Annotated in this window: 19 protein-coding genes and 1 pseudogene; 14 read left to right on the forward strand and 6 right to left on the reverse strand. The window is 66.4% G+C overall.

What is annotated here, in order from left to right:
* The first annotated feature begins 463 nt into the window (after positions 1 to 463).
* The 14 genes and pseudogenes from G7007_RS00005 to G7007_RS00070 all read left to right on the forward strand — a co-directional run bounded on the left by G7007_RS00005 (position 464) and on the right by G7007_RS00070 (position 19,048).
* Positions 464 to 1,390 (forward strand): cation diffusion facilitator family transporter, encoded by a 927-nt coding sequence (locus tag G7007_RS00005; protein ID WP_181098436.1) that lies wholly within the window; start codon positions 464 to 466, stop codon positions 1,388 to 1,390.
* 163 nt (positions 1,391 to 1,553) lie between these two features.
* Positions 1,554 to 2,915, forward strand: coding sequence for an APC family permease (locus G7007_RS00010; RefSeq protein ID WP_181098438.1), 1,362 nt, complete (start codon positions 1,554 to 1,556; stop codon positions 2,913 to 2,915).
* A 290-nt stretch (positions 2,916 to 3,205) separates the two neighbouring features.
* Complete coding sequence (locus tag G7007_RS00015; protein WP_181098440.1) at positions 3,206 to 4,456, forward strand: MFS transporter; 1,251 nt, start codon at positions 3,206 to 3,208, stop codon at positions 4,454 to 4,456.
* 8 nt (positions 4,457 to 4,464) lie between these two features.
* Positions 4,465 to 5,718, forward strand: coding sequence for an arsenic transporter (locus G7007_RS00020; protein ID WP_181098441.1), 1,254 nt, complete (start codon positions 4,465 to 4,467; stop codon positions 5,716 to 5,718).
* Positions 5,719 to 6,016: 298 nt separating this feature from the next.
* Positions 6,017 to 7,933, forward strand: a complete 1,917-nt coding sequence (gene mrdA / locus G7007_RS00025; RefSeq protein ID WP_181098443.1) for a penicillin-binding protein 2 — start codon at positions 6,017 to 6,019, stop codon at positions 7,931 to 7,933.
* 874 nt (positions 7,934 to 8,807) lie between these two features.
* A complete protein-coding gene (locus G7007_RS00030; protein ID WP_181098445.1) occupies positions 8,808 to 9,869 on the forward strand; it encodes a 3-deoxy-7-phosphoheptulonate synthase in 1,062 nt (353 codons plus the stop codon).
* An 82-nt stretch (positions 9,870 to 9,951) separates the two neighbouring features.
* Positions 9,952 to 10,233: a peptidylprolyl isomerase gene (locus tag G7007_RS00035; RefSeq protein WP_181098446.1), complete on the forward strand. Its 282-nt coding sequence runs from the start codon at positions 9,952 to 9,954 to the stop codon at positions 10,231 to 10,233.
* A gap of 270 nt (positions 10,234 to 10,503) precedes the next feature.
* Positions 10,504 to 11,274 (forward strand): 3-hydroxybutyrate dehydrogenase, encoded by a 771-nt coding sequence (locus tag G7007_RS00040; RefSeq protein ID WP_181098448.1) that lies wholly within the window; start codon positions 10,504 to 10,506, stop codon positions 11,272 to 11,274.
* Positions 11,275 to 11,354: 80 nt separating this feature from the next.
* Complete coding sequence (locus G7007_RS00045; protein WP_181098449.1) at positions 11,355 to 13,310, forward strand: acetoacetate--CoA ligase; 1,956 nt, start codon at positions 11,355 to 11,357, stop codon at positions 13,308 to 13,310.
* A gap of 255 nt (positions 13,311 to 13,565) precedes the next feature.
* The gene (locus G7007_RS00050; protein WP_181098451.1) at positions 13,566 to 13,841 is read left to right on the forward strand and encodes a peptidylprolyl isomerase; all 276 of its coding nucleotides are present in this window, start codon (positions 13,566 to 13,568) and stop codon (positions 13,839 to 13,841) included.
* 142 nt (positions 13,842 to 13,983) lie between these two features.
* Positions 13,984 to 16,483 (forward strand): annotated as a pseudogene (locus G7007_RS00055) (autotransporter family protein).
* A gap of 166 nt (positions 16,484 to 16,649) precedes the next feature.
* Positions 16,650 to 17,471 carry a helix-turn-helix domain-containing protein gene (locus G7007_RS00060; protein ID WP_181098453.1) on the forward strand — a complete coding sequence of 274 codons (822 nt, stop codon included), beginning with the start codon at positions 16,650 to 16,652 and terminating at the stop codon, positions 17,469 to 17,471.
* A 67-nt stretch (positions 17,472 to 17,538) separates the two neighbouring features.
* Entirely contained in the window at positions 17,539 to 18,165 is a 627-nt protein-coding gene (locus G7007_RS00065; protein ID WP_181098455.1) for a LysE family translocator, read from the forward strand.
* Between the two features lie 139 nt (positions 18,166 to 18,304).
* Positions 18,305 to 19,048: a carbon-nitrogen hydrolase family protein gene (locus G7007_RS00070; protein WP_181098457.1), complete on the forward strand. Its 744-nt coding sequence runs from the start codon at positions 18,305 to 18,307 to the stop codon at positions 19,046 to 19,048.
* A 242-nt stretch (positions 19,049 to 19,290) separates the two neighbouring features.
* Here G7007_RS00070 and G7007_RS00075 read toward each other — a convergent pair whose 3' ends face one another.
* The 6 genes from G7007_RS00075 to G7007_RS00100 form a co-directional block, all read right to left on the reverse strand.
* Entirely contained in the window at positions 19,291 to 19,788 is a 498-nt protein-coding gene (locus G7007_RS00075; RefSeq protein WP_181098458.1) for a methylated-DNA--[protein]-cysteine S-methyltransferase, read from the reverse strand.
* Positions 19,789 to 19,861: 73 nt separating this feature from the next.
* Positions 19,862 to 21,448: an ABC-F family ATPase gene (locus G7007_RS00080; RefSeq protein WP_181098460.1), complete on the reverse strand. Its 1,587-nt coding sequence runs from the start codon at positions 21,446 to 21,448 to the stop codon at positions 19,862 to 19,864.
* 315 nt (positions 21,449 to 21,763) lie between these two features.
* The gene (locus G7007_RS00085) at positions 21,764 to 23,038 is read right to left on the reverse strand and encodes a Y-family DNA polymerase (RefSeq protein ID WP_181098462.1); all 1,275 of its coding nucleotides are present in this window, start codon (positions 23,036 to 23,038) and stop codon (positions 21,764 to 21,766) included.
* A complete protein-coding gene (locus G7007_RS00090; protein ID WP_181098463.1) occupies positions 23,028 to 23,456 on the reverse strand; it encodes a LexA family protein in 429 nt (142 codons plus the stop codon). The genes G7007_RS00085 and G7007_RS00090 overlap by 11 nt, the downstream gene beginning before the upstream one ends.
* Positions 23,457 to 23,681: 225 nt before the next feature.
* A complete protein-coding gene (locus G7007_RS00095; protein WP_181098465.1) occupies positions 23,682 to 24,680 on the reverse strand; it encodes a DMT family transporter in 999 nt (332 codons plus the stop codon).
* Positions 24,677 to 25,258, reverse strand: a complete 582-nt coding sequence (locus tag G7007_RS00100; RefSeq protein ID WP_308852270.1) for a TetR/AcrR family transcriptional regulator — start codon at positions 25,256 to 25,258, stop codon at positions 24,677 to 24,679. The genes G7007_RS00095 and G7007_RS00100 overlap by 4 nt, the downstream gene beginning before the upstream one ends.
* Between the last annotated feature and the right edge of the window lie 116 nt (positions 25,259 to 25,374).

The raw sequence follows: 25,374 nt of genomic DNA on the forward strand, positions 1-25,374 counted from the left end.
TTAAAAAGACTCAAGTCCTGGTCATGCTGGCCCGCAAGCTGGCTCGGGTGGTCTTTGCCCTGATCAGAAGCGGAGAGGAATATCGTCCAAAAGCCGCTTGAGCGCTTGGCAATTACCATAGAATCTCCCACAGGGGATCGCGTTTGTCTGTAAAATCGAGCTGTCGCCCGGCCCCGGGGTCGCTTTTGAACACCCGCAGGTCATGCAGGCAAACGCAATCTGTGTGGGAGCGGCCCCTGTGCCGCGATCGGGCCCACAGGGCCCGTGAAATCCGCCCCGCCGTCTCTCCCAGGCACGTGCCATCTGACCGAAACGCAGCACCTGATACCCACCTGCCACCGCCTCCCCCCTTCCTCTCTGCAAACACCCTGTGCGACCACGCACATTGACGCCTCTCCCGGCACCACCAAGACTGTTCCGTTTCACTGTACCTTTTTCTTCCCCGTACAAGGACCTCCCTACCGTGTGGACCGAATCCGCCGTCCTCAAGCTCTCGATCGTCTGCACCGTGCTGCTGGCCGTGTTCGGGATCGTCTCCGGGCTGCTGTCCGGCTCGTTCTCCATCGTCTTCGACGGGTTCTACTCGCTGATCGACGCGCTGATGAGCGGCCTGGCCCTGGCGGTGACCTCGCTGATCGGACGACACACCGGCTCCGGCGCGGCCAGTCGCAAGCTGGGCGAGCGCTTCAACATGGGTTTCTGGCACCTCGAACCGATGGTGCTGATGCTCAACGGCACGCTGCTGTGCGCGGTGTCGCTGTATGCGCTGATCAACGCCATCGGCAGCCTGCTGGATGGTGGTCAGCCCCTGCATTTCGACTACGCCGTGCTCTACGCCCTGGTGGCGGTGGTGGTCTGCACGGGCATGACGTTGTACGCGCACAAGGCCAACCAGACACTGCGTTCGGAGTTCGTCGCCCTGGACGTGAAGACCTGGGTCATGTCCGGGAGCATCTCGGCAGCCCTGCTGATGGCCTTCGCCATCGGACTGCTCCTCGAAGACACGCCCTGGGCCTGGCTGCTGCCCTACATCGACCCGGCGGTGCTGGCGGTGATCTGCGCCTGCCTGGTGCCGCTGCCGCTCAAGACCCTGCACCAGGCGTTCTCCGACGTGCTGATGCTGACGCCCACCGAGCTCAAGCAGCAGGTCGATGCGATTGCCGCGCGTGTGGTGGCCGAGGAAGGCTTCCTGGGCCACCAGACCTACGTGGCCAAGGTCGGGCGAGCCCGGCAGATCGAGATCTACTTCATCGTCCCCAATGGTTGGCCGGCACAGACGCTCGAGCAATGGGACATCCTGCGCGACCACGTTGGCGAAGCCATCGGCGGTGATGATGCCAACCGCTGGCTGACCATCGCCTTCACCACCGATCCGGCCTGGGCGCAATAGGCGCCAGGCGGGCAGCCCGGCAAACGTCGCTTGCAGCCGTGCATGCAGGTTTAACCTGACGCCTGCCCGCCTCGGTGATAGCGTGCCCCTGGCGACACGCCTTCGTCGCCACGCCATGCCTTCGCGCACTTCCCTACAAAAAAGCAAGAATGGGACACGACTCATGAGCCACAGCGCCACTTCGCCTTCTCCCCTTCCCGATCCGCAGCTGCGCCGCGTGCTCACGCTGCCCGCGCTGGTCTTCTTCGGCCTGGTGTACATGGTGCCGCTGACCGTCTTCACCACGTACGGCATCGTCACCCAGATCACCGGCGGGCGGACGGCCGGGGCCTACCTGGTGACCCTGCTGGCCATGCTGTTCACCGCCACCTCCTACGGCATCATGGTGCGCCGTCACCCGGTGGCGGGCTCGGCCTATTCCTACACGCACATCGCCTTCGGCGCGAACGCCGGGTTCCTGGCCGGCTGGTCGTTGCTGCTGGACTACCTGTTCATTCCGATGATCAATTACCTGCTGATCGGACTGTTCCTGCACATCGCCTTCCCGGCGGTGCCGGCCTGGGTCTTCGTGCTGACGTCGATCGTCCTGGTGACGCTGCTCAACATCGGCGGCATCCGCTCGGTGGCCAAGACCAGCAACCTGATCGTCGGTGCCCAGTTGGTGTTCATCGCCGTGTTCGTGGCGTTGTCCTGGGCCTCGCTGGACCGCGCGCCGATCGACTACCTGGGCCCGCTGCTGGGTGATGGCAGCCAACCGGGCTTCGCGCCGCTGATGGCCGGCGCGGCGATCCTCTGCCTGTCGTTCCTGGGCTTCGACGCCGTGTCGACCCTGGCCGAGGAGACCCGCGATCCGCGCCGCGACGTGCCCCGCGCCATCGTGCTGACCACGCTGCTGGCCGGCGCGCTGTTCACCGCCTTGGCCTACCTGAGCCAGCTGGTGCTGCCTGGCAGCCACTTCGCCGACCCGGACGCCGCCGCCAACGAGGTGATGCTCAAGGCCGGTGGCAGTTTCCTGGCCAGCTTCTTCACCGCGGCCTTCGTCACCGGCAACCTGGGCTCGGCGCTGGCCTCCCAGGCCGCCGTGTCGCGCATCCTGTACAGCATGGGGCGCGACCGGTTGCTGCCGGCGCGGCTGTTCGGCACGCTATCGCCGCGCTTCGGCACGCCGCTCAATGCCACCCTGATGGTGTCGGTGGTGTCGCTGGCGGCGTTGTTCGTCGACTTGGGCACGCTGGCCTCGCTGATCAGCTTCGGCGCGCTGGTGGCCTTCTCCGCGGTCAACCTGGCGGTGCTGCGCACGCACCTGCTGGCCACTCCGGCCCCAGAGCAGCCGCGGCGCTGGGGCCTGCACGGCGGGGTACCGCTGGTAGGCTTGGCCTTGACCCTGTGGCTGTGGACCAGCCTGTCCGGCCTGACCCTGGCGATCGGGGTGGGCTGGTTCCTGCTCGGGGTGGTGTACCTGGGCGTGCTGACCGCCGGGTTCCGCCGCACGGTGGCGGTGGCGGACTTTTCCGAAGCGGGCTGAGGCGCGTTGCTCCAGGCGCACGGCAGGGTCGTGCAGGTCACCGGTAGCGGGGGCCTGCACGTCGACCGCGCGAGGGTGGAACCACAGGCCTCGGGCGACGGTCATTTTGCACAGAGGCTCCCACCTTCCAGCGACGTTTCCGGCATCGATGCTGCCGGTGGCGCGAGCCGTGTGGACTCGAACCGTCGTGCCCCTTGCCAAGGAAGCTGAGCCTCCCGTCGCCGACGCCCGTCGGCCAGACGCAGGTGGACCACGGGTGTTCATTGACCCCTTTTCCGAGTACCGCCCCCGTGGACAACACTGCGCCTTCCACCCCTCGCAACCCACCCCTGGACTGGCTGAACTTCTTTCTCGCCGACGTGCGCGATGGGCTCGGTCCGTACCTGGCGATCTACCTGCTGGCCGTGCACCATTGGCAACCGGCGAGCATCGGCCTGGTCATGACCGTGGCGGGGGTCGCCGCCCTGCTGGCGCAGACCCCGGCTGGCGCGTTGATCGACCGCATCACGGCCAAGCGCGCCGTGGTAGTGGTCGCCGCCGTGCTGGTGACCGGTAGCTGCCTGCTGCTGCCGATGATCGATTCGTTCGGGCTGGTGGCCCTGACCCAGACGGTCAGCGCGATCGCCGGATCGGTGTTCGCGCCGGCCATCGCGGCGATCACCCTCGGCATCACCGGGCCGAAAGCCTTCACCCGACGCATCGGCCGCAACGAAACCTTCAACCATGCCGGCAACGCCTGCTCGGCGCTGTTGGCGGGCGGCCTGTCCTACGCCTTCGGGCCAGTGGTGGTGTTCTACCTGATGGCGGTGATGACCGTGGCCAGCATGGTGGCCGTGAGCCGGGTGCCGGCCAAGGCCATCGATCACCAGCGTGCCCGTGGCCTGTCGCACGACGACGGCGCTCACCCGGCCGGCTTCGCCTTTCTGCTGCACAATCGGCCCTTGCTGGTGTTCGCGGCCTGCTGCGCGCTGTTTCACCTGGCCAATGCGGCGATGCTGCCCCTGGTGGGCCAGAAGCTGTCGCAGGTGGACCTCAAGCTGGCCACGCCGCTGACCTCGGCGTGCATCGTCGCGGCGCAGCTGGTGATGGTGCCGATGGCCCTGCTGGTGGGTGCCAAGGCCGAGGTGTGGGGGCGCAAGCCGCTGCTGTTGCTGGGCTTTCTGATCCTGCCGCTGCGCGGGGCCTTGTACGTGCTGTCGGACAATCCGTTCTGGCTGGTGGGCGTGCAACTGCTCGACGGGATAGGCGCCGGGATCTTCGGTGCGGTGTTCCCCATCGTGGTCAAGGACCTGACCGAAGGCTCGGGGCGCTTCAACGTCAGTCTGGGGGCGTTGACCGCGATCTTCGGCCTGGGCGCCGCGCTGAGTCCCGGTATCGCCGGGCTGGTGGTGCAGTCGGCCGGGTATGACGCGGCCTTCCTGACCTTGGCGGGCATCGCGACGGTGGCCTTCCTGCTGCTGTGGCTGGCGATGCCGGAAAGCGGCCAGTGTGCCGCGTCTGCGGACACCGAGCCGGGCTTGCGTCCCGTGGCAGGGAGCTGAGCGCCCGTATGTCGACGATCACTCCATCCTGGATCATCTGGGGCGTGGCCGCCGTGGCCACCGCGGGCGTCATCCTGCGGCCGTGGCGGGTGCCCGAGTACGCCTGGGCCCTGGGCGGCGCGCTGCTGCTCACGCTGCTTGGCCTGATCACGCCGCGCGCGGCGCTCGACGCCGTGCGCATGGGAGGCGATGTCTACCTGTTCCTGATCGGCATGATGGTGCTGGCCGAGCTGGCGCGCCAGGAGGGGCTGTTCGACTGGCTGGCGCGGTATGCGGTGCGCCATGCCAAGGGGTCGGGCCAGCGCCTGTTCGACCTGGTGTTCGGGGTGGGCACGCTGGTCACGGTGTTTCTCTCCAACGATGCCACGGCGGTGGTGCTGACCCCGGCGGTGTACGCGGCGTGCAAGGCGGCCAAGGCCGAACCGCTGCCGTACCTGTTCATCTGCGCGTTCATCGCCAACGCGGCGAGCTTCGTGCTGCCGATCTCCAACCCGGCCAACCTGGTGGTGTTCGGCAGCCACATGCCGCCATTGCTGGACTGGTTGCGGCAGTTCAGCCTACCGTCGCTGGCAGCCATCGGCCTGACCTACCTGGCCTTGCGCCTGACCCAGGGCCGCCAGTTGCGCCGCCCGCTGGCTTTGGACATCGAGATCACTCCCCTGCCGATCGGTGCGCGCCTGTGCGCCTGGGGGATCGCGGCGACCGCGGCGGTGCTGCTGACGGCCTCGGCGCTGGACGTCGCGCTGGGGCTGCCGACCTTCTGCGCGGGGCTGGCGACGGCCGTGCTGGTGCACCTCTTCCAGCGACGCAGCCCCTGGCCGGTGGCACGCCACGTGTCCTGGGGGGTATTGCCGCTGGTGGCCGGGTTGTTCGTGCTGGTCGAGGCGGTGGCCGCCACCGGGGTCATCGAGCGCCTGGCCCAGGCTCTGGCGGCACTGGCTCAGGCCTCGCCGACACAGGCGAGCTGGGCGGCGGGGATCATCGTGGCGATCGCCAGCAACCTGATGAACAACCTGCCCAGCGGGCTGATCGCCGGGTCGATCGGGCAACTGGCGCACCTGCCGGGGCAGACCACGGCGGCCTTGCTGATCGGGGTGGACCTGGGGCCGAACCTGTCGATCACCGGTTCCCTGGCGACCTTGCTGTGGCTGGTGGCGATCCGCCGCGAGGGGGAGCAGGTCAGCGCCTGGCGCTTCCTGCGGCTGGGCGTGGTGGTGATGCCACCGGCGCTGCTGGGGGCGTTGCTGTTGTTGCAGGTGTGAGTGGCGCAGGCCGGCCCCCTCGCCCATGGTTATGCAGTCGACTGACAGGGGTGGGCCCTGCGGGCCCACAAAACCATTCACTGCAATCAGGTCCCACTCGACCCACGGCCTGCGCGCCACATGAACAAACCTTCATGTCAGCGCAAATGCCCGCCGCCAGGGCACCTCACGCCCCAGGCCACCGGCACCGGACGTACCAGCGTTGAGCCGCCTGGGCGGGATGCGTAGGATTCACCGCCCGTTCACCCGCCCTGCCCGCCTTGCCGCTCGCGCGCCTGCCCTGGACTCATCGCCACCGATGCCCCAACCGATCCCGCTCAAGGACCACGACTCCGAAAAAACTCTGGTCAATCGCCGTGTGCTGGTCTGCGCCACGCTGGTGCTGCTGCTGGCCGCCACGCTCATCGGCCGGCTCTACGTGTTGCAAGTGGTGCAGCATGACCAACAGAGCGCGGTATCGGAGAACAATCGGGTGCACGTGCTGCCGATCCCGCCCGAGCGCGGCCTGATCTACGACCGCAATGGCGTGGTGCTGGCCGACAACAAGCCCAGCTTCAACCTGACCCTGACCCGCGAGCGCGCCGGCAACACGGCCCAGGTGGCCCAGGTGCTCGACACCCTGGCGCAGATCCTCACGCTGGACCCCGACGACCGCCAGGGATTCGACAAGGACCTGCGCCGGGGCCGCAAGCCGTTCGAGCCGGTGACGTTGATGGTGGGCCTGAGCGAGGAGCAGATCGCGCTGATCGCGGTGAACCAGTTCCGCTTGCCGGGGCTGGAGGTCGAGCCACAGTTCATCCGCGAGTACCCGCTGGCCGAGCACTTCGCTCACTCGGTGGGCTACGTCGGACGGATCAACGAGCAGGAGGCCAAGCGCCTCGACAGCACCGAATACCGCGGCACCCAGTCGATCGGCAAGACCGGAATCGAGCACTTCTACGAACCCGAACTGCACGGGCACGTGGGGTACGAGGAGGTCGAGACCAACGCCCAAGGCCGGGTCATGCGGGTGTTGCGCCACCAGGACCCGACGCCCGGCAAGGACCTGGTGCTGACCCTGGATGCGCACCTGCAGATGGCCGCCGAGAAGGCCCTGGGTGATCGCCGTGGTGCGGTGGTGGCGCTGGACCCGAGCAGCGGCGACGTGCTGGCGATGGTCAGCAACCCAGGGTTCGACCCGAACCTGTTCGTCAAGGGCATCAGCTTCAAGCAGTACGCGGCCCTGCGCGACTCGATCGACCGGCCGCTGTTCAACCGGGTGCTGCGCGGGCTGTACGCCCCTGGCTCGACCATCAAGCCGGAGGTGGCCATCGCCGGACTGGACAGCGGCGCGACCACGCCGAGCAACCGGGTGTTCGACCCTGGCTACTACGAGCTGCCCAACTACGCGCACAAGTACCGCAACTGGAACCGCAGCGGCGACGGCTGGGTGGACATGTACACGGCCATCATGCGCTCCAACGACACCTACTTCTACGACCTGGCGCACAAGCTGGGGATCGACCGCCTGCACGACTACATGAACGCATTCGGCCTGGGCCAGAAGGTGTCGCTGGACATGTTCGAGGAATCGCCCGGCCTGATGCCGTCGGCCGAGTGGAAGCGCGCGACCCGGCGCCAGGCGTGGTTCCCGGGCGAGACGCTGATCCTCGGCATCGGCCAGGGCTACATGCAGGTGACCCCGCTGCAGCTGGCCCAGGCCACCAGCCTGCTGGCGAGCAAGGGCGTCTGGCACCGGCCGCACCTGGCCCTGACGGTGGACGGCCAGGCCCCGATCGACCCCAACCCGATGCCCGACATCAAGTTGCACGACGCCCATGCCTGGGACCAGGTCAACCAGGGCATGCAGATGGTCATGCACGATCCACGCGGCATCGCCCGGGCCGCGGCGGCGGGCGCGCAGTACCGCATCGCCGGCAAGAGCGGCACCGCGCAGGTGGTAGCGATCCGCCAAGGCGAGCGCTACGACCGCAACAAGACCCTGGAACGGCATCGCGACAACGCCTTGTTCGTCGGTTTCGCGCCGGCGGAGCGGCCGGAGATCGTGGTGGCGGTGATGATCGAGAACGGCGAGGCCGGCGGGCGCGTGGCCGGGCCGGTGGTGCGCGAGGTGATGGATGCGTGGTTGCTGGATGACCAGGGGCACCTGCGGCATCGGTTGGCGGAGGGAGGCCAGGGAGCGGGAGGTGATGGGCGGGGCGTGCCGAAGGCTTGAGGGGGAAGCGCGCCTGTGAAGTACGCGTTGCTGGGGCCGCTCACCGGACCTGTGGGAGCAACTGTCTTTTTCTACTTGGTACATGCCCGGCCGCATGGGCTGATGGGTACGGCCGGCCCGCGATAATGGTAGTAAAGCCAACACATGGCCGCCAGGCTGGACACTGGCCTGGCAGCCTTGAGGTGAATGCACAGGCCCCATCGCTGGCAAGCCAGCTCCCACAGGCACCCCTTTCGAGCAGGCAGCAGCACGATGGCGAGCCCCCTGTGTGGGGCTTGCCCGCGATAGCGTCCGCCCTGTCACCGCCTGCATCGCAGGCAAGCCCACATTAGGTTTGTAGGAAAAATACCGCCTCTGGCCAAAAAGCCATTGATCCCCGCCCTACCGCTGACGTAAGCTCGGGCTCATTCACTGGAGCGCACCTATGTCCCACAGCCTTCGCCACCTCGCCGATCACACTGCCCGCCCTGCGCGCGCCGTGCTGGCCGTGGCCGGCCGCGAGACGCGTGGCTGCAGCTATTTTGGGTATTGGTTTAGCCACAGGCGCCGCTGATACCCACACCGGCGCCCACCTTCGAGGGGCCGCCGATATGAGACTACTCAACCCCCGGTCGGCCCTCCGACCGGGGGTTTTGCGTTTCAGGGCCTTTCACACCGCTTCACACCGAGGATACCGACATGACCTGCACCTACGACCGTTACCAGCGCTCTGCCTGGCGATTTAGCCAATCCCGTTCGGGCCAGCCTGCCGCCTCCGTTCGGTCCTCCACAGGTGGCACTTCATCACCCATCGCCTCACCGGCCATCTGTCGAACACCTCGATAGGGCCGACAGCGCGGGCCATGCCCCGCTGTCCGCCCCAAGGAACCTTGCCATGCACGCTTCTACCGCCGCCCTGCCCCTGACCCAACCCCAAGCTGCCAACACCGTCGTCAGCCGCCGCCTGCCCAGCGCGCACCTGCTCAAGCAGCAGATGCCACTGTCCACCGCCCTGGCCCAGCAGGTCGAACGCCACCGCCAGGCGGTGCGTGCCATTCTCGAAGGCCGAGATTCACGCCTGCTGGTGATCGTCGGTCCCTGCTCCCTGCACGACCCGCGCGCCGCATTGGAGTACGCCGACCGTCTGGCCGCCTTGAGCGACACGCTCGGCGACCGCCTGCTGCTGGTCATGCGCGCCTACGTCGAGAAACCACGCACCACGGTGGGCTGGAAAGGCCTGGCCTACGACCCGCACCTGGACGGCAGCGACGACATGCACACGGGCCTGAGCGTCTCGCGCGGGCTGATGCTCGGCATGCTCGAACGCGGCCTGCCGGTGGCCACCGAACTGCTGCAGCCGATGGCCGCCGGCTACTTCGACGACCTGCTGAGCTGGGCGGCCATCGGCGCGCGGACCACCGAGTCGCAGATCCACCGCGAACTGGTCAGCGGCCTCGGCCTGCCGGTAGGGTTCAAGAACGGCACCGACGGCGGCGTGGCCATCGCCTGCGACGCGATCCGCAGCGCGGCCCATGCGCACCGGCACTTCGGCATCGATGCCCAAGGCTTCCCGGCGATCGTCGAGACCCTCGGCAACCCGGACACCCACCTGGTCCTGCGCGGCGGACACCGGGGCCCGAACTACGACGCCGACAGCGTCGCCCAGGCGCGCCAGGGGCTGGCCAAGGCCGGGTTGCCGGCGCGTATCGTAGTCGATTGCAGCCACGCCAACAGTGGCAAGGACCCGGCCCGGCAACCGGCAGTGCTGCGCGAGGTACTAACCCAGCGCGAGGCCGGTGACCGCTCGCTGGTGGGGGTGATGCTCGAAAGCCACCTGTTCGACGGTTGTCAGGCGCTGGGCAAGGGGCCGCTGAAATACGGCGTGTCGATCACCGATGGCTGCCTGGGCTGGGCCTCGACCGAAGCGGCGCTGCTCGACGCGGCACGCCGTGGATGAATGCACAGGCGGTGTCACGCGCCACGAGACACCGCCTGTGCAGATGCGCTAGGCTGTCGTTTTACTTGAAGGAGTCTTTCCCATGGCACGCGCCACCGCCCGTCACATCCTGGTCAACAGCGAAGAGAAGTGCAACGAACTCAAGGCCCAGATCGAAGCAGGCGCCGATTTCGCCCAAGTGGCCAAGGACAACTCCTCTTGCCCATCCAGCCGCCAGGGCGGTGATCTGGGCTCGTTCGGTCCGGGCCAGATGGTCAAGGAATTCGACACCGTGGTCTTCAGCGCTCCGGTCAACACCGTGCAAGGTCCGGTCAAGACCCAGTTCGGCTACCACCTGCTGGAAGTGACCAGCCGCCAGGACTGATCCGTCCTCGCTGCACCCCGCACGGGGCAGGCTGCACGTTTTCCTCCTGTCGCTGATCCAGACCCTCTGGACAGAGACGCTGATGGAAATTGCAGCCTGCCCCGTGTGCGTTTGGGCGCTGGCCTCGGCCCGGACTGCATGCCCTCATGTCCCTCGCCCTGCCCCGACAGCGGCTGATCCGCCAATCTTCGTCTGCTCCCCGCCACGCCTGCCCATCTACGCCCGATAAGGACTACGCTGTCGCTACCTTTTGCCAACAAGGAGCACGGCATGGACCTGCGCGGTAAAACGGCCCTCGTCACCGGTTCGACCAGCGGCATCGGCCTGGGCATCGCCCATGCCTTGGCGCGGGCGGGCGCCGACGTGGTGCTCACCGGCTTCGGCGACGCCCTGGCAGCGGTCGAGGCGGTGGCGGCCCATGGTACGCAGGTCTGGCACCTGCCGGCCGACCTGAGCGATCCGATCCAGATCGAAGCGCTGTTCGAACAGATCCAACTACAGATCGGTCGCCTGGACATCCTGGTCAACAATGCCGGCGTCCAGCATGTCGCGCCGGTCGAATGGTTCGCGCCCGAGGCCTGGGACCGGATCATCGCGCTGAACCTGTCGGCGGTCTTCCACTGCACCCGCCTCGCCCTGCCTGGCATGCGCGCCGCCGGCTGGGGTCGGATCGTCAACATCGCGTCCGTGCATGGCCTGGTCGGCTCGGTCGGCAAGGCCGCCTACGTGGCCGCCAAGCATGGCGTGATCGGCCTGACCAAGGTGGTTGGCCTGGAGACCGCCGACAGTCCGGTCACCTGCAATGCGCTGTGCCCCGGCTGGGTGCTCACGCCGCTGGTGCAGCAGCAGATCGACGCCCGCGCCGCCGACGGCCAGACGCTGGCCGATGCCCAGCAGGCGCTGCTGGCCGAAAAACAGCCCTCCGGTGCCTTCGTGACTCCGGAGCACCTGGGCGAGCTGGTGCTGTTCCTCTGCAGCGAGGCCGGCAGCCAGGTGCGCGGCGCGGCCTGGAACGTCGACGGTGGCTGGCTGGCCCAGTGAGCGAACTGGCATAGTGTGCACGACAACAATAATTCGCCCAGCGCCAGGCTGGGCCTGCGAGTCCAATGGAGCAGTCGACCATGAGTCAGATTCTGTGGCGTCCTTCGGCCGAGCGTGTGAGCCAGAGCCGGATGGATGCCTTGCGCAAGCAGATCAACCACGCCCACGGCCTGTCGCTCGACGGCTACCCTGCCCTGCACCGCTGGAGCGTCGAGCACCCCGAGGCGTTCTGGCAGGCCATCGTGACGTGTTTCGACGTCCGCTGGAACACGCCGCCGCGTGCCGTCCTGGAAAAGGGCCCGACGCTGGGCGAGGCGCGCTGGTTCCCCGGCGGCACCCTCAACTACGCCGAACACCTGCTGCGGCGGCGCGATGAGCAGCCGGCGCTGGTGAGCGTGCGCGAGGACGGTACTCGTCGTGTATTCGACTGGAAGGCCCTGGCGGCCCATGTGGCCGGCGTGCAGCGGGCGCTGCGCGAGGCCGGCATCGAGCCGGGGGATCGTGTGGCGGCGGTGATGCCCAACACCTGGGAGACCCTGGTGGCGATGCTGGCCTGCGCCAGCGTGGGGGCGATCTGGTCCAGCTCCTCGCCGGACTTTGGTGTGCATGGGATCGTCGACCGCTTCAGCCAGATCGAGCCGCGTCTGCTGATCGCCTGCGCGGGCTATCACTACGCGGGCAAAGCCATCGATCAGGTGGAGAAGATCAACCAGGTGGTGGCGCAGCTGCCGAGCGTCGAGCGCCTGGTGGTGGTGCCGTACACCCGTGCGCAAACCGAGGCCGAGGCCTTCGGCGGCGTCCCGACCTGCCTGTGGGACGGCTGGTACCAGCCGGGCGGCGAGCCGACCTTCACGCCGCTGCCCTTCGACCATCCGCTGTACATCCTCTATTCCAGCGGCACTACGGGCGTGCCCAAGTGCATCGTCCACCGCGCCGGCGGCGTGTTGCTGCAGCACCTCAAGGAGCATGGCCTGCATGCCGACCTGAAGGCCGACGACGTGCTGTTCTTCTACAGCACCTGCGGCTGGATGATGTGGAACTGGCTGGCCAGCGGGCTGGCGGTCGGCGCCACGCTGGTGCTGTTCGACGGCTCGCCCTTCCACCCTGGGCCCGAGCGCTTGCTGGACCTGATCGACGCTGAGCGCATCACCGCCTTCGGCACCAGCGCCAAGTACCTGGCGAGCCTGGAGCAGCACGGCCTCGAACCCATGCGCACGCATGACCTGGGCAGCCTGCGCACGCTGATGTCCACCGGCTCGCCGCTGTCGCCGCAAAGCTTCGACTACGTGTACGGACGCCTGAAGGCCGACCTGTGCCTGGCGTCGATGTCGGGTGGCACGGACATCGTCTCCTGCTTCGTGCTGGGCAACCCGACCCTGCCGGTGCGACGTGGCGAGATCCAGTGCAAGGGGCTGGGCATGGCCGTCGAGGTGTGGAACGAAGCCGGCCAGCGAGTGGTGGGCGAGAAAGGCGAGCTGGTGTGTACCCAGCCGTTTCCCAGCATGCCGCTGGGGTTCTGGGGCGATCAGGACGGCACGCGCTACCGGGCGGCGTACTTCGAGCAGTTCGCGGGGGTCTGGTGCCAGGGGGACTATGCCGAGGAACAGGCCGAGGGCGGCTTGCAGATCCATGGACGCTCCGATGCGGTGCTCAATCCCGGTGGCGTGCGGATCGGCACGGCCGAGATCTACCGGCAGGTGGACAAGGTCGAGGACGTGGTGGAAAGCATCGCCATCGGCCAGCAGTGGCAGGACGATGTGCGGGTGGTGCTGTTCGTGCGCCTGCGTGAGGGGGTGGTGCTGGACGAGGCGTTGCGCCAGCGCATTCGCCAGGTGATCCGCCAGTTCACCACGCCGCGCCATGTGCCGGCGCTGATCGTGCAAGTGGACGACATCCCGCGCACCCTCAGCGGCAAGCTGGTCGAGCTGGCGGTGCGCAACGTGGTGCATGGGTTGCCGGTGAAGAACACCGATGCGCTGGCCAACCCGGAGGCGCTGGCGCAGTTTCGGGATCGTCCGGAGTTGAAGGTGGGGTGAGCGCACATGGGCTAGCGGTGAGGAAGGCGGCGGCTGGCCGGACCCTATCGCTGGCAAGCCAGCTCCCACAGTGTCCGCGCCCATGATCCTTTTTCCAAGTGAGCGTCAGTCCATCCTGTGGGAGCTGGCTTGCCAGCGATAGGGCCGGGGCCGACGACGAAACGGCGGGATCCTGTCGCCGGCAATCGACGCAAGGTAGGCCCCCGCAGGCGTCATCAGGCATAATCGCGCCCTTTGGTCTTCAGGCACCGTTTCATGAAAGCACAAGCGCGTCACATCCTGGTCAAGACGGCGGCCGAGGCCGAACAGCTCAAGCAGCGCATCGCCAAGGGCGAGGCGTTCGACGTGGTGGCGCGCAAGTGCTCCACCTGTCCGTCCGGCAAGCGCGGCGGTGACCTGGGTGAAGTGCGCCCCGGTCAGTTGGTGGGCGCCATCGACCAGGTCATCTTCAAGAAGCCGCTGCGGGTGGTCCACGGGCCGATCAAGACACGCTTCGGCTTTCACCTGGTGCAGGTCTTCTACCGCGATTGAAACGATGGCTTGAAGCCACCAGACAATTCTGTCAGTTGCCAGTCCTCAAGTGCCCTCTGTACAACCCCGGCATGATCCCCACAGCCCTCACGGCAGGCTGCGCGGCAGTGATCATGGCCGCAGGACGGACGGAGAATGCACGATGCACAAGCCTGTCTGGCTTACCCTGGGATCGCTCACCCTGGTCACACTCGCAGCGCCCGTGGCCGAAGCGGCCTGTACCCTCACGCCCGGTGCGGGCAACGACAGCTACCGCTGCGACAGCGGCAGCGCCCCCTCGCTGACTGACCTGGCGGGCGACAACAGCCTCGTCCTGCCCCCGGGCGGCACGGGCGATATCGCCGGCGCCGTGACGTTCGGCCCAGGCGCCGACACCGTGGAGATGGCGTCGGGACGGATCGGTGGCACGGTCAACCAGGGCGCCGGGATCGACGTGTTCCGCATGAGCGCCGGCCTCATCGAAGGTAGCGTCAACCAGGGCGACGGCCTCGACCGGTTCTACATGACCGGCGGGCGGATCGTCGGCACCTTCGACAGCGGCGACTATGCCGAGATGGACGGCGGGCAGATCGGCAACGTCAACATGCGGCTGGACCAGAATACCTTCATCCTGCGCGGTGGAGAGATCGAACGAAACCTGATCACCGCCTTCGACCGAGACTCTATCGAGGTCTTCGAGGGGCGCATCGGCGGCAACATCAGCGTCAGCGGTGGCGACGATCAGGTATTGATCCATGGCGGCAGTCTCGGCGGGGACGTCCTGCTCAGCCTTGGCCAGGACCAGTTCACCTGGGATGGCGGGACCATCGGCGGTCGCGTGGACCTCGGTCCGGGGGACGACACGGCACGGGTGGCCAACCTGCCAGGCGAGACCTTGCAGACGGTCATCGACGGCGGCCTGGGCAACGACAGTCTGACCTTCGAAGCCAGTCAACCGATAGGCGGCGGATTGTACCGACAGTTCGAGCAGGTCGCCTTGACCGATGCCAGCCGCCTGGTTCTGGACGACGCGCTGGTCCTGGGTGACCCCGAAACCGGCAGCGGCCTCTTCGAGATCGATGCGAGCAGCACCGTGGCGTCCCGCAGCGGCAGCCTCCAACCCTTCACGGTCGGCCGCACCGTCAGCGTGGTGAACGCCGGGACGCTCGACCTGCGCGGCAATGAGGCGCAAGGCCGTCTCGAGGTCCAGGGCGACTACACGGGCAACGGCGGCACGCTTCGGCGTCGACAGCGTACTGGCAGGCGATGATGCGCCCTCCGACCGCCTGGTGGTGAGTCGAGGGCGCATCAGCGGCACTACCAACCTGCTGGTCGACAACATGAACGGCGCGGGCGCCGTCACCGAGCTCGACGGCATCCAGGTGGTCGAGGCGCGTGACGGCGCCACCAGCGCGGCCAATGCCTTCGTCCAGACCCAGGTGCTGTCGGTGGGGGCCTATGACTACCGGCTGTTCAAGGGGGGCGTCACCGCTGGCAGCGAAAACAGCTGGTACCTGCGCTCGACGCTGCCGGCGGTGACCGGACCGCCTGTCACGCCGGCGCCTGAACAGCCTCCGGTGGCGCCCGTCGATCCGGGTACCGACCCCGATCCTGTCCCCACCCCGCCACCGGTGGTGCAGACACCCATCGCCGCGCCGGCGCCCGGGCAGGCACCCTTGCCCACGGCCACCGAAGTACAGGCCGTTGCGCTGTACCGACCGGAAGTGGCCGTGTATGCGGCCGCGCCACGCGGCGCCGGCCTGATCGCCCGCCAGACACTGGGCAGTTTCCATCAGCGCCAGGGTGACCAGCGTCTGCTGCAAGGCGATGGCGGGCTGTCGGCCAGCTGGGGGCAGGCCTATGGCGGCACCCTGCGCCAGCAGTGGTCTGGTACGGTCAGCCCGCAGCTGGACGGCGATCTGTACGGGTTCAAGGTAGGTCAGGACCTGTACGCTTGGGTCGAAAGCGGGTACCGCCAGCAGGTAGGTGTGTACGTCGGCCATGGGCGGCTCGAAGGCGACGTGAGCGGCTTCGCGCTGGGCCGCCAGGACACCCAGGTCGGTGACCTGCGTCTGGAGGGGGACAGCGCGGGTCTCTATTGGACCTTGGTGACGCCTGGCAGCGCCTACGTCGATGCCGTGGTGCAATACACCGATCTGGACGGCCGTGCCCGCTCCGACCGGGGCGGACGGATCGACCTCGACGGTGACGCCTGGACTGCCTCACTGGAAGCCGGCCAGCCGCTGACCCTGTCCGAACACTGGGCGGTCGAGCCGCAGGCCCAGGTCATCGCCCAGAAGACGAACCTGCACTCGGCTCGCGACAGCGCCTCGCACATCGGCTTCGACAGCCAGCCCGAGGTGACCGGCCGACTGGGCGTGCGTCTGGAAGGCCGGTTCGCCAGCACCCGTGAACGTGTCGTGCAGCCTTATCTGCAGCTGGATGTACTGCACACCGCAGGTGGGCATGACACCGTGGTGTTCGACAGGGTGGACCGGATCAAGACCGATTACCGACAGACGTCGGCGCAGGCGGAGGTCGGTGTGGTGGGACAGATCAGCGAGGCGCTCAGCGTGCATGCCGGGGTGCGCTACGGCGCCAACCTGGATGCACGCGACCAGGCGCGCAGCGGGGGGAACATCGGCGTGCGGTGGCAGTTCTGAGGCATTGGCCATATGCGTCGCCCAGCAGGTTGGCGTTCGTCTCGCCATGACCAGGCGCGCCAGCCTCCTGCCCTGAACCGTCTGCCGTGGGCCAATGCTCGTCGCAGCGCTGGTCGGACCTTCGTTGCGTCGTTAGACTGCAGCTGTCCGCCGACCAGGTCATGTCATGTCTTCACCGCTCGAAACGTTCTGGCGCGATCCGGCCATGCCCTGGATCGAGAGCCGTCGCGCCTGTCACAGCCGTGCCTGCTACAAGGCCCACAGCCACCCGACCTACTCGATCGGCGCCGTGGACCTGGGCCACAGTCGTTTCGACGGCGCCGGCACGTGCCGCGAGCGCCTGACGCCGGGCACGTTGGTCTTCGTGCCAGCGCAACGCCTGCATGCCTGCAACCCGGAGCCGGGGAGCGCCTGGAGCTACCAGATGCTGCACCTGGACGCGGCCTGGCTGAATGCGCTGCGTGGCGAATGGCAGGTCGATGGGCTTTGCAGCACCGATGCCGTGCATATCGCCCGCTCCCCCTCGCTGTATCGACGCTTCTGCGCGCTCAACGACCTGCTGTTTTCCGACGCCTCGACGCAGGCCAAGGAAGCGGCCGTCATCGAATTCATCGGTGACCATGACCTGTCCCAGCTCGCCACCGCGCTTCCCTGCGCGCGGCCGTCCGTGGACGCCGGAAGGCTGCAGGCCTTGCTCCAGCGCATGGATGACAATCACCTCGAGCGTCCTCTGGCCGAGCTGGCACAGGTCGCAGGCCTGGGCCGTTATCAGTTGATCCGTGCCTTCCGCCAGGCCACCGGCTTCACGCCGCATGCCTATCAGCTCAATGCCCGCATCAACCGTGCCCGCGCGTGGCTGCGCGAAGGTCAGCCGCTGGCCGAGGTCGCCTACCGCCTCGGGTTCGCCGACCAGAGTCACTTCCAGCGTGTCTTCAAGGCCCATACCGGGGTGACGCCTGGCCTGTATCGAGCGGCGCCGGTGCAATAATCTTCAATACGCCGCCCTGGCTCGGCGGCAGACTCTCGGGGTTTCCGACTGCCCGAGATGACCCCGCATGGAACAGTTCTTCCTCATCGCCCTGGCCCACTTCCTGGCCCTGCTCTCGCCCGGCCCCGACTTCTTCCTGGTCGCCCGCACCTCGATCACCGCCGGAGGCCGGGTCGCCAGTGGCGCCTGCCTGGGCATCGCGCTCGCCAACGGGGTGTTCATCGTCGCCGCCTTCACCGGGGTCACGCTCCTGCACCCCGACAGCGTCCTGTTCCTGCTGCTGCAACTGGCAGGCTGCGCCTACCTGATCTCTATCGGCGTGCTGTTCATCCGCCACGCCGGCGCCAGCCCCTTGGGGCTCGACAGCGAGACCTCGGCCACGCATCGTCGAAGCGGGTGGTGGCGAGCCTTCGGCATGGGCCTGGCCTCGGGTCTGCTCAACCCCAAGAACGCGCTGTTCTACGTGAGCCTGGCGAGCCTGGTCGGCGGCGATCAGGCCAGCGTGGGCTGGAAGCTGGCGTATGGCAGCTGGATGTTCATGGCAGTGCTGGTGTGGGACCTGGCGGTCGCACTGGCGATCGGTCATCGCCGCGTCCTGGCCCGCTTCACCACTGCCCTGCCCTGGCTGGAGCGCGCCTCCGGGGTGATGCTGCTGCTCCTGGCCGGGGGGGTGCTGGTTCATCTGGCCTGGTGAGGCGACCGGCGCGGTCATGCCCTCACTGACTCACCGACGAATCACCAGACGGGCCGACCTGTTGCGCTGGTGATCTGGGGCGTGCCCACGTATGCTCGCCGCTTTCTCACGCACCGGCCTTCGCCAAGGACGACCGACCATGAAGATATGCGCCGTACAAATGGCCTCGCTCCACGACGATGTGCCCGGCAACCTCCAGCGTCACCTGTGGTGGTTGACGCAGGCCAAGGCCTTGGGTGCCGACCTGGTGGTGTTTCCTGAACTGTCGCTGACGGGGTACTTCCCGAGCAGGGCCCGACAGGCGTCGGAGGCCGAGAATACGCCACTGCTCGATACCCTCCAGGCGGCCTGCGACGCGCAGTCCATCGGCATGGCCGTGGGCCTGCCCTATTCGGGGATTCAAGGGGTGCGCATCGGCATGTCGATCCTGCGCGCTGGCCAGCCACGGCTGAGCTACGCCAAGCGACGTCTGCACGAGGATGAGCTGCACTGGTTCGTGCCGGGCAACCAGCACGTGCTGATCGACATCGGCGGCCGCCGCGTGGCCCCGGCCATCTGTCACGAGTCGCTGTTTCTCAACCACGCGCAACAGGCGCAGGCCCTGGGCGCCGACCTGTACATGGTGAGCGTGGCCAAGGCGGCGCGGGGGTTGCCGAAGGCCTTCGAGCACTACGCCGACGTGGCCCGGCGCCTGAGCCTGCCGGTGGTCATGGCCAACACCGTCGGGCCGGTGGAGGACTTCGTCGCTGCGGGGCGGTCGGCGGCCTGGGATGCGCAGGGGCAGTTGCTGGTTGCGCTGGACGAGACTCAGGAGGGCCTGGTGCTGTTGGACACCGTAACGGGGGATGCGCAGGCGGTGGTCATGGCGTCGTTGCCGGCTTGAGGGCAAGTGACAAGTGGCAAGTGGCAAGTGGCAAGTGGCAAGTGGCAAGTGGCAAGTGGCAAGTGGCAAGTGGCAAGTTAGGGCGTGCCGTTGGGAAATCGTGTTCACCTGAGCGCCAAGGTGGCTGGTTTCATGGGCCCTGCGGGCCCATGAAACCAGCCCTGAAGGGCCTGCCCCATGCAGCAGATTTTGCAGCCCCAGGCTTGCAGCTCATGACTTGCAGCTCAAACCCATCCCGCCTCCTAGAACCCCAACCCGCCCTGCCGCGCCTCCAAATCCAGCAGGTACCGCTTGGTCTCCAGCCCACCCGCGAACCCGGTCAAGGCCCCCGCTGCGCCGATCACCCGGTGGCAGGGGGCGATGATCGAGATCGGGTTGCGTCCGTTGGCCGCCCCGACCGCGCGTACCGCCGTCGGGTTGCCGATCTGCGCGGCGATCTGGGCATAGCTGCGGGTCTCGCCGAACGGAATGCTCAGTAGGGCCTGCCAGACCTGTCGCTGAAAGGTCGTGCCGGCAAAGGACAACGGCAGATCGAAGCGCTCACGCTCACCGCCGAAGTACTCGCCCAACTGCCGGCTCGCTTCCCGTAGCACGGGATCTCCATCGTCGCGATGCAGTTCGTCGAACACCACGCGATTGGCCCGTTCGTGCTCCCAGAGCACGGCGGCCAGGGACCCGTCACACGCCACCAGGGTCAATACACCTACCGGTGACGGCAGCAAGGTGAAGGCATGGGACATGGGCCAGCGTCCTCAGGAGGGATCAGCTTCGCCCGGCCGGATCAGGCATCGCCTGTCGGCCGGGCGACGGGCTTTAGACCAGCACGCCCTGGCTGCGCAGGTAGTCGTCGTAGGTGCCGCTGAAGTCCACCACGCCATCGGCGCTCAGCTCGATGATGCGCGTGGCCAGGGACGAGACGAACTCGCGGTCGTGGCTGACGAAGAGCAAGGTGCCTGGGTAGTTTTCCAACGCCAGGTTCAGCGCTTCGATCGACTCCATGTCCAGGTGGTTGGTCGGTTCGTCCATCACCAGCACGTTGGGCTTTTGCAGGATCAGCTTGCCGAACAGCATGCGCCCCTGCTCGCCACCGGAGATCACTTTGACCGACTTGAGGATCTCGTCGTTGGAGAACAGCATCCGGCCGAGGGTGCCGCGAATCGTCTGCTCGCCCTGGGTCCACTGCCCCATCCAGTCGAACAGGCTGACGTCATCCTCGAAGTCGTGGGCATGGTCCTGGGCGTAGTAGCCGACTTCGGCGCTGTCGGTCCACTTGACCACGCCCTTGTCCGGGGTCAGCTCACCGACCAGGGTGCGCAGCAAGGTGGTCTTGCCGATGCCGTTGGGGCCGATGATCGCCACGCGCTCGCCGGCCTCGACGGTGAAGCTGAAGTCCTTGAACAGCACCTTGTCGTCGAAGGCCTTGGCCATCTTCTCGACGGTGACCGCCTGGCGGTGCAGCTTCTTGGTCTGCTCGAAGCGGATGAACGGGCTGACCCGGCTCGAGGGCTTGACCTCGGCCAGCTGGATCTTGTCGATCTGCTTGGCCCGCGACGTGGCCTGCTTGGCCTTGGAGGCGTTGGCCGAGAAGCGGCTGACGAAGGTCTGCAGCTCGGCGATCTGGGCTTTCTTCTTGGCGTTGTCGGCCAGCAGTTGCTCGCGCGACTGGGTCGCGGCGGTCATGTACTCGTCGTAGTTGCCTGGGAACAAGCGCAGCTCGCCATAGTCCAGGTCGGCCATGTGGGTGCAGACGCTGTTGAGGAAGTGCCGGTCGTGGGAAATGATGATCATGGTGCTGTTGCGCGCGGTCAGCACGGTTTCCAGCCAGCGGATCGTGTTGATGTCCAGGTGGTTGGTCGGTTCGTCGAGCAACAGCACGTCCGGGTCGGAGAACAGCGCCTGGGCCAGCAGCACACGCAGCTTCCAGCCGGGCGCCACTTCGCTCATCGGGCCGAAGTGCTGTTCCAGCGGGATGCCCAGGCCGAGCAACAGCTCACCGGCACGGGACTCGGCGGTATAGCCGTCCATCTCGGCGAATTCGGTTTCCAGCTCGGCGACGGCCATGCCGTCGTCTTCGGTCATTTCCGGCAGCGAGTAGATGCGGTCACGCTCGGCCTTGACCTTCCACAGCTGCTCGTGGCCCATGATCACCGTGTCGATGACGCTGAAGTCCTCGTAGGCGAACTGGTCCTGGCGCAGCTTGCCCAGGCGGGTGTTGGGCTCGAGCATCACCTGCCCGCCGGAAGGCTCCAGATCGCCACCCAGAATCTTCATGAAGGTCGACTTGCCGCAACCATTGGCGCCGATCAGGCCATAACGATTGCCGTTGTTGAACTTGACCGAGACGTTTTCGAACAGCGGCTTGGCACCGAATTGCATGGTGATGTTGGCGGTAGAGATCAAGAGCTTATCCTGCGGGGCTTTCAGAGGGGTGATTCAGGCTCAACGAAGGGTTTGGGCCTATTTTGGGCCCAATTCTAACATACAAGCCCCTCATGCCCCCCTCCTTTCGGCGTTCTGCCGCACTCCACTCCCCATCGCTCAGCTCGAACAAGTAACCCAACTCAGCCGGCTCGCAACGGGTGATCACCCGTTCACCTGCGGCCCCGGCCTTGCCGACCCGCTGGCTGGCCGTCGAGTCGCGGCTGTCCAGCCGCTCCACGTGGAAGCCTCGGAACTGGCTATCCATGCTGACGAAGAGCCGATTTTCCGGCAGGCCTAACATCTGACCTTCCAAAGCTGGTCTATCCGCGTCGTATAGGATGGGCTCATCATGTCCTGCCTCATTCCCCAGTCGGGCGATGCCGGCACGCTGGCCGTTCGTACCGTCCCCCTCCCCCAGCGTTCATTGATGGTATCCACCACACTCATCAGTCGGTCACACGCCACCGACTGCTTCGACGCGAACAACGCCTCTGAAAACGCTCCAGGCTGTCTCACATCCATCAGCAGCACCTCCGCCTTGCTGTACCGGCAGCCTTGCCTGTAAAGGCGGTCGACCGCTTCCGTGGCCAGGCTCGTCATCAGCAACGTGTCGCAGGTCGGGTACGGCAGCTCCACCAGCACGCCCTGAGCATGATGCACCTCGTCCGGATTGAACAGGCCGGTACGGATACTCACGCGCATGCGCTTGCACACCGAGCCCTGCGCCCGCAGCTTCTCGGCAGCGCGTGCGACATAGGTGGCCACGGCCTGCTTGATCGGCGCCAGCGCCTCCAGGCGTCGGCCGAACATTCGGCTGCAGCAGATCTCTTGCTTCGGCGGCTCGGCCTCATCCAGCTCAAGGCATGGCGTGCCGGTCAGCTCGCGGGCGGTCTTCTCGATGACCACGCTGAATGTCTGGCGTAGCGTCCTGGCGTCGGCCCGAGCAAGGTCCATGGCGCTGTGGATGCCCATGCCCTGCAGGTGCGCCGTCATGCGCCTACCGATGCCCCACACCTCGTCGACCGCGGTGTTGCGCAGCACCCAGTCACGCTTGAAGGGATCGCAGATGTCGACCACGCCGCCGGTGTGCGACCGCAATCGTTTGGCGGTGTGGTTCGCCAGCTTGGCCAGGGTCTTGGTCGGCGCAATGCCGACACTCACGGGAATGCCGGTGCACTGGAGCACCCGCGCCCGCACACGGTGGCCGAACCGAGTCAGGTCCTCGGTGATGCCCGTCAGGTCGGCGAAGCATTCATCGATGCTGTAGACCTCGGTGGCAGGTACCATGGCCTCGATGGTGCACATGACCCGCTCGCTCATGTCGCCGTACAGCGCATAGTTGCTGCTGAACGCGATGATGCCGTGCTTGCGCAGCTTCGACTTGGCCTGAAAGAACGGCTCGCCCATCTTCACGTAGGGCTTGGCCTCGGAAGACCGGGCGATGACGCATCCGTCGTTGTTGCTCAGCACCACGATGGGCACCTTGGCCAGGTCGGGCCGGAAAACGCGCTCGCAGCTTGCATAGAACGCGTTGCAGTCGATGAGCGCGAAGACCTGATCACTGCGCATGATCGCGCACGCTATAGCGCACCACGCCCCAGATCACCAGCTCGTCGCCTTCCAGAATGTAGCGGTCGGCATAGGCTGGATTCTCGGATTTCAGCACCACGACCCCATCGCGACGGTACAGACGCTTGCACACCGGCTCGCTGTTCACCGCCGCGATGACGATGTCGTCGTGCTCGGCTTCACGGCCACGGTCGACGATCACCAAGTCGCCGGAGTAGATGCCCGCGCCCTGCATACTGTCCCCCTCGACCTTCACCAGGTAGACGTGGGGGGCACGGAGGGCGAACAGCTCGTCCAGCGATATGTGACCTTCCAGGTGATCGGCCGCCGGCGATGGGAAACCGGCCGGTACCTGGAAGGAATAGAGAGGCAGTGTGGCGGTGCCGCCGGTTGGCGTACCCAGGAAGGAAATGGTCATGGTGAAAGTCCGGTGGATATTCTGTATGCATGTACAGTAAATATCGCGATGGACGTTCGGTCAATTGCGCGCGAGATAACTTTGGACGAACGAACCCGTCAAGGCGGTGCACTGACCGTGTCGACGGCGGCGCCTGAATCAAGCCGTACCGCTCTAGCGCGCCTGTTTCCCGTGCTGCGGCAGGCTAAAAAAGTCGGCCAGGCACGGCAGGCGCCCAGGGCATGATCACCGGCTCGCCTGTGACCCGACCGTGTCGATCCTAGGGAGGGGCGTCGAAGGCTGCGCCTCTATTTCTTCTTCCTGGGCCTGGGGCTGACGGACCAGTACATACAAGCAGCAGACGATCAACGCGGCGCCTACCCAGCCGAGCGCAGGCAGGCGTTCCCCGACGATCACCACGGCCAGCGCCGCCGCAACCACCGGCTCGATCAAAGAAAGTGTCGTAGCGGTGCTGGCGGTAATGCGGGAAAGGCCGATGCCGAACAGGATGTAACCCAGGAACATCGGCACCAGAATCATGTAGAGCCCCACCATGGCGTTATTCCAGCTTTGTAACAGGCTCGCGCCGGTCACCAGCAGCACGGGTATAAGCAGTAAACCACCCAGGCCGAATGTCGCGCCCATCGCTGCGCTGGACGAAATGTCCTTGCGCATCAGTCGGTGGGCCGTCCACGAATACAGCGCATAGGTCACGCCTGCCACCAACCCTAGCAACACACCCGACACGCTTTGCAGCAGTGACGCATGCACGGATGAATCCGCGTGGCCCCGCGCCTTGGCGATGCATAACAGCAGCGTGCCGATCGATCCCAACGTTGCGCCTATCATCCATCGAACAGTCAATGGCTTGCCATCGAACACCCGCTCGATGATCGTGCTAAGCAACGGCGCCGAGCCTATCGTGATCACCGTGCCAATGGTCACGCCTGCCAGGCGCATGGAGCTGTAGAACGCCAGCGGATAGATCGCCACGGCGATGGCGCCCATCAGCACCAACCTCCAATGCTCGCGCAACCGACTCCGATCAATCGCTATCGTGCGCAGCGCCAAGAGCATTTGCAGTAAACCGCCGATGCCCATCGCGACCGCACCAATGGCCAGTGGACTGACGTGCGGTGCGAAGGTGGCGGCAGTACCGGTGGTGTCCCATAACACTGAGGCGCCCAGGACGCAAAAGACCCCAAAAAACCGGCCGCGGGCTTGCGAGGACGCGGCAGCGGTCATAGCGCCTCCAGTAATGACACGGTAATCAGGCGCGCCTGCTGCACGCGGGAATCGTTGCCTTCAAGTCCCGCACGCGACATTGCCCCTTCCAGCAGAAACGAAAGGTGCGCGGCAGTCTGCCTGACAACGTCGGGGCGCCCAGGCAAGCGTTCGGTCAGGTGCATGACCAGCAATTGCTCGACTTCTTCCTTGTGCCGCCTGACGGCGTCACGACCTGCATCGCCCACCGGTAATTCGGCAGCCGCGTTCAGCAGACCGCAGCCGCGAAAGCCTCTCTCATAAGCGAAATTGGCGTGATCGGCATAGGCATCGAAGATCGCCAACACGCGGGCCTGGGCCGTGGTGGCGTGGCTCACGCGCTTTTCGTATAGCGCCAACCACTCGGCGTGCCTTGCCTCGATAAACGCCGCGACCAGTTCGGCCTTGGATGTGAAGTTGTTGTACAGGCTCATTCTCGCCACACCCGCCTTCGCCGTCAGGGTGTCGATCCCTGTCGCAGTGATGCCGTCGTTATAGAAAAGCACTGCAGCCGCGTCGAGAAGACGGTCTTTTGCGGCCTTGTTCTTGGCGTTGGGCACGGGGGAAGCCTCCAAAATTAGGTAGGTCAGTCTACCTAGTTAGGAGGGCTGATGCACCCCCATTGGAGTGATCACGCTTTCTTGCCGGGCAGGTGGTCCTGCTGCGTCGCGGCTGA

The organism is Pseudomonas entomophila, assembly GCF_013523125.1.
Lineage (GTDB): Bacteria > Pseudomonadota > Gammaproteobacteria > Pseudomonadales > Pseudomonadaceae > Aquipseudomonas > Aquipseudomonas entomophila_B.